Below are 4,166 nucleotides of genomic sequence, written 5' to 3' on the forward strand. Positions count from 1 at the left end.
CTGCGGGCCGCGCACCGCCGGGGCGCGCGCATCGTGGGCCTGTGCCTGGGGGCGTTCGTGCTGGCCGAGGCGGGGCTGCTCGACGGCCGCGCCGCCACGACCCATTGGGCGCTGGCGCAGGCGTTCGCGCAGCGTTACCCGCAGGTGGCGCTTCGGCCCGAGGTGCTGTATGTGGAAGATGGCACGGTGCTGACCTCGGCCGGCACCGCCGCGGGCATCGACTGCTGCCTGCACCTGCTGCGCCAGCAGCACGGTGCCGAGGCCGCCAACTGCGCCGCACGCCGCATGGTGGTGGCCCCGCACCGTCAGGGTGGCCAGGCGCAGTACATCCAGCAGCCGGTGGCGCTCTCGGTGCGGGGAGATCGCCTTGCTCCGCTGCTGCAGTGGCTGGGCGAACACCTGCACGAGGCGCACACGCTGGAGGCGCTGGCCGAGCGTGCCGTGATGAGCCCGCGCACCTTCACGCGCCGCTTTCGCCAGTCCACCGGGACCACGGTGGGGCAATGGCTGCAGAACCAGCGCATCGCGCTGGCGCAGCGCCTGCTGGAGGGTGGAGACCAGTCGATCGATGCTGTGGCCGTCGCGTCGGGCTTCGGCTCCGCCGTCTCGCTGCGGCAGCACTTCTCGGTGGCGGTGGGCATTGCGCCCTCGGCCTACCGGCGGCAGTTCCGCGCTGCCGCCTGAAACGAGTTGCTATTGAAAATATAGGTGCCGGACCACGATGGGTATGCGCCGGCAGCCGTTTCAATCCGTTGGCGGCTGCGCGCCTGGCCTGGTCAGTCGACCTTCGCGCCGGAAGCCTTCACCACCTGCTGGTACTTGGCACGCTCCGACGCCATGAAGGCATCGAACTGCTCGGGCGTGGTGCCCACGGGCTCGGCCATAAGGGCCGCGAAGCGCGTCTTGGTCTCCGGCGCATTGAGCGCGGCGACGAAGGCCTTGTTCAGCTTGGCGATGACGGGCTTGGGCGTGCCGGCCGGTGCGACCAGGCCCCACCACGTCTCGATCGCAAAGCCCTTGAACGTGGCCGACAGCGGGGGCACGCCCGGCAGCATGGCGCTGGCCTGCGGCGAGGTCACCGCGAGCGCCTTGAGCTTGCCCGAGCGGATGTTGGGCGCGGCGGCGGCCAGGTTGTCGATGTTGAAATCCACTTCGCCGGCCAGCAGCGCCAGTTGCGCGGGACTGGCACCGCGGTAGGGAATGTGCAGGGCGTAGATGCCGGCGCGTTGCTTGAACATTTCACCCGCCAGGTGGCCTGCGCTGCCGTTGCCGCCGCTGCCGTAGTTCAGCTTGGCGGGGTTGGCCTTGGCGTAGGCGATCAAATCGGCCACGGTGTTGATCTTGAGTTCCGCCGCCTTGGCCGCATTGATGACGAACACGTTGGGCACGCTCACCATCTGTGTGATACCGGCGAAGTCCTTGGCCGCGTCGTAAGGCATGCGACTGTAGAGCCAGGGGTTGACGGCATGCGTCGCCGTGGCGGCCAGGCCGATGGTGAGACCGTCCGGCGCGGCCTTGGCGACGGCATCGGCGCCGATGTTGCCGCCCGCGCCCGCCTTGTTGTCGATGATCACCGTGCCCAGCGTGTCGCGCACCCGCTCGGCCAGCGCGCGGGACGTGACGTCCAGCGGCCCCCCGGGTGCGTAGGGCACGATCAGCCGGATCGGCGCATCCTGCGCGTAGCCCAGCGGGGATGCAAACGCCGTGGCGAAGGCGGCGGCCGAGAGAAGGAGGTTTCTGCGATTCATGCTGCCATTGTGCAAAAAATTGAAAGGGGGTCTGGCGGTGCGAGGTCGCAGCGCCGTCCTACAGGGCCCGCGAGGGGGCATTTCTATAAACGTCGAAGCCGTTTCCCAGTTTGCACCCCATCACGCGCCGCCGCACCGGCGGAAAAAGGACATTCCATGCCGCAGGCCGCCCCGCACGACACCGTCACCGCATCGCGTTATGCCCAGTGCATTCGTGCCTGCAGCGAATGTGCCGATGCCTGTGACTACTGCGCAGCCGCGTGCCTGCGCGAGCCCGAGCCCCGCTGCATGGTGCAGTGCATTGCCCTGGACATGGACTGCGCCGCGCTGTGCCGTGTGGCCGCCGCCGCCATGGCCCGCGAAAGCGCCCACGCGCCGGAGATCTGCGCCCTGTGCGCCCGATTGTGCGACAGCTGCGCCAACGAATGCGCCCGGCACGGCATGGCCCATTGCCAGGCCTGCGCCGAAGCTTGCCGCCGCTGCGCCGAAGCCTGCCGCGCGCTGTCGCGCTGAAGCCCATCCATCAAAGCCGGCGGATGGCTATTACCGGTTGTTACTTCTGAGATACCGTGTGGAAGTGACCGCTTAAGGTTCGGGGCGTTGAATGGCATCTCGGACCCCGCACCAAGGAGCCACCATGTCCATCCGCCTAATCACCCTCGCCGCCGCTTCGGTGGCCGCCAGCCTGCTCACCGGCTGCGTCGTGGCCCCGGTCGGCCCGGGCTACTACGCAGGGTCCGGCTATTACGGCGGGCCGGGCTACTACCAGACCGAATCCGTGTACGTGGCGCCGCCGCCCGTGGTGGTGGCGCCGACCATCGGCTTCTTCGGCTTCTTCGGCGTCTATGGCCGGGGCGGCTATGGGCGCGGCTATTACGGCCGGCCGGGCTGGCGCCGCTGAAGGCCGCGCGCCGGGTGCGCGCTCCTTGCTGCAAGCTGGCGCCCGGACCGCGTCAGCCTGAGATGGCTCCGGAGGGTTGGGCGGAAGGCCCGCTCGCCCCGTGCTTGTCGGCCTCGGATGTGAAGGCGTCTGCATAGAACTCATCAGGGGGGAGCTGGCGTTCCGCGCTGTACACCACCCGTGCCGTATCGACCACGATGGGGGCGCCGCAGGCATAGACCTGGTGGCCCGATAGGTCGGCATGGTCGTCCATCACGGCCTGGTGCACGAAGCCCGTGCGGCCCGCCCAGGCGTCTTCCGGCAAGGCATGGGACACCACGGGCACATAGGCCAGCTGGGGCATCGTGGCCATGCGCTCGCGCACCCAGCCATCCATGTACAGATCGCCGGGACGGCGGCCGCCCCAGTACAGAGTGACCGGGCGCTCGATGCGCTTGGCCTGAATGTGTTCGAGCAGCGCCTTGATCGGGGCGAACCCCGTGCCCGAGGCCAGCAGGATGATGGGCTTGGGACTGTCCTCGCGCAGGAAGAAACTGCCGAAGGGGCCTTCCACACGCAGGATTTCCTTTTCCTTCATGGCGCCAAACACGTGGTCGGTGAAGCGCCCGCCCGCCATGTGGCGGATGTGCAGTTCCAGCCCCGGCGCGTCGGCCTGGGTGTGGGGCGCGTTGGCCATGGAGTACGCGCGGCGCGCGCCGTCGCGCAGGATGAATTCGATGTACTGGCCGGCGTGGTAGCGGAACGTGTCCGCTGCGGGCAACTGCAGGCGCACCTGCATGACGTCGTGCGACACCCGTGTGAGCGTGGACACGCGCACCGGCAGCTTCTTGATGGGGTAGCGCTTTCATCGGTCACCTGGCGCGATTCGAGCACCACGTCGGTCAGCGGCTGGGCGCAGCAGGTGAGCACGAAGCCCGCGTCGGCCTCGGCCGCGCTCAGGGCCTTGGACTGGTGCTCGCCATGGGCCACGGAGCCGCTGAGCTTCTTGCACTTGCACGAGCCGCAGGCCCCATCCTTGCAGCCATAGGGAAGGCCCACGCCGCTGCGGATGGCCGCGGCCAGAATGGATTCGCCGGGCTGTGCGGCAAAGGCCCGGCCGCTGGGCTGTACGGTGATCTGGTGGGCGGCTGCGGCCGTCTCTGCGGGGGTCATGGAGTGGGTATCCTTGGAGGTTCTTCTCGCCAAACGGATCCGATTTTGCCCTCAAACCAAAGCCCCCTCGGTGCCCTGCCGGCGCGCTTTCGCCGCCAGCGCGTGCTCATCATCGGCTGTGGCGACGTGGGGCTGCGGGCGGCCCGGGTGCTGGGTGCATCGGCCGGCGGGCCCCGGCCTCGGGTGCTGGCCCTGACTTCCAGTCCTGAACGCAGGGCGCCACTGCGCGCCGCCGGCATCACCCCCCTGCTGGGCAACCTGGACGATGCGCCCAGCCTGCGCCGCCTGTCCGGCCTGGCCACCCGCGTTCTGCACCTTGCGCCCCCGCCGGGCGATGCGGTGCCGGTGCTGCCAAAGGGTATGAC

The 4,166-nt window shown here is 69.2% G+C and carries 4 protein-coding genes and 2 pseudogenes; 4 read left to right on the plus strand and 2 right to left on the minus strand.

What is annotated here, in order from left to right; all coding sequences use genetic code 11:
- Positions 1-684, plus strand: a 684-nt coding sequence (locus AC27KI_RS19955) for a GlxA family transcriptional regulator (RefSeq protein WP_487115435.1), incomplete at its 5' end; no start/stop codon positions are given.
- A 92-nt stretch (positions 685-776) separates the two neighbouring features.
- Here AC27KI_RS19955 and AC27KI_RS19960 read toward each other — a convergent pair.
- Positions 777-1,748, minus strand: a complete 972-nt coding sequence (locus AC27KI_RS19960; protein WP_487115437.1) for a tripartite tricarboxylate transporter substrate binding protein — start codon at positions 1,746-1,748, stop codon at positions 777-779.
- 156 nt (positions 1,749-1,904) lie between these two features.
- Between AC27KI_RS19960 and AC27KI_RS19965 the strand changes: the two genes are divergently transcribed.
- Together AC27KI_RS19965 and AC27KI_RS19970 are read left to right on the plus strand one after the other, a co-directional pair.
- On the plus strand, positions 1,905-2,261 hold the full coding sequence (locus AC27KI_RS19965) for a four-helix bundle copper-binding protein (RefSeq protein WP_284428994.1): 357 nt from the start codon (positions 1,905-1,907) through the stop codon (positions 2,259-2,261).
- A gap of 124 nt (positions 2,262-2,385) precedes the next feature.
- Positions 2,386-2,649: a hypothetical protein gene (locus AC27KI_RS19970; protein WP_487115439.1), complete on the plus strand. Its 264-nt coding sequence runs from the start codon at positions 2,386-2,388 to the stop codon at positions 2,647-2,649.
- A 52-nt stretch (positions 2,650-2,701) separates the two neighbouring features.
- On the opposite strand, the pseudogene AC27KI_RS19975 reads toward AC27KI_RS19970, so the two are convergent.
- Positions 2,702-3,801, minus strand: a pseudogene (locus AC27KI_RS19975) (CDP-6-deoxy-delta-3,4-glucoseen reductase).
- A 45-nt stretch (positions 3,802-3,846) separates the two neighbouring features.
- On the opposite strand from AC27KI_RS19975, the pseudogene AC27KI_RS19980 reads away from it, so the two are divergent.
- Positions 3,847-4,166 (plus strand): annotated as a pseudogene (locus AC27KI_RS19980) (SDR family NAD(P)-dependent oxidoreductase); the annotation flags it as partial.

The sequence above is a fragment of the Acidovorax sp. KPB24-03 genome (assembly GCF_057546605.1).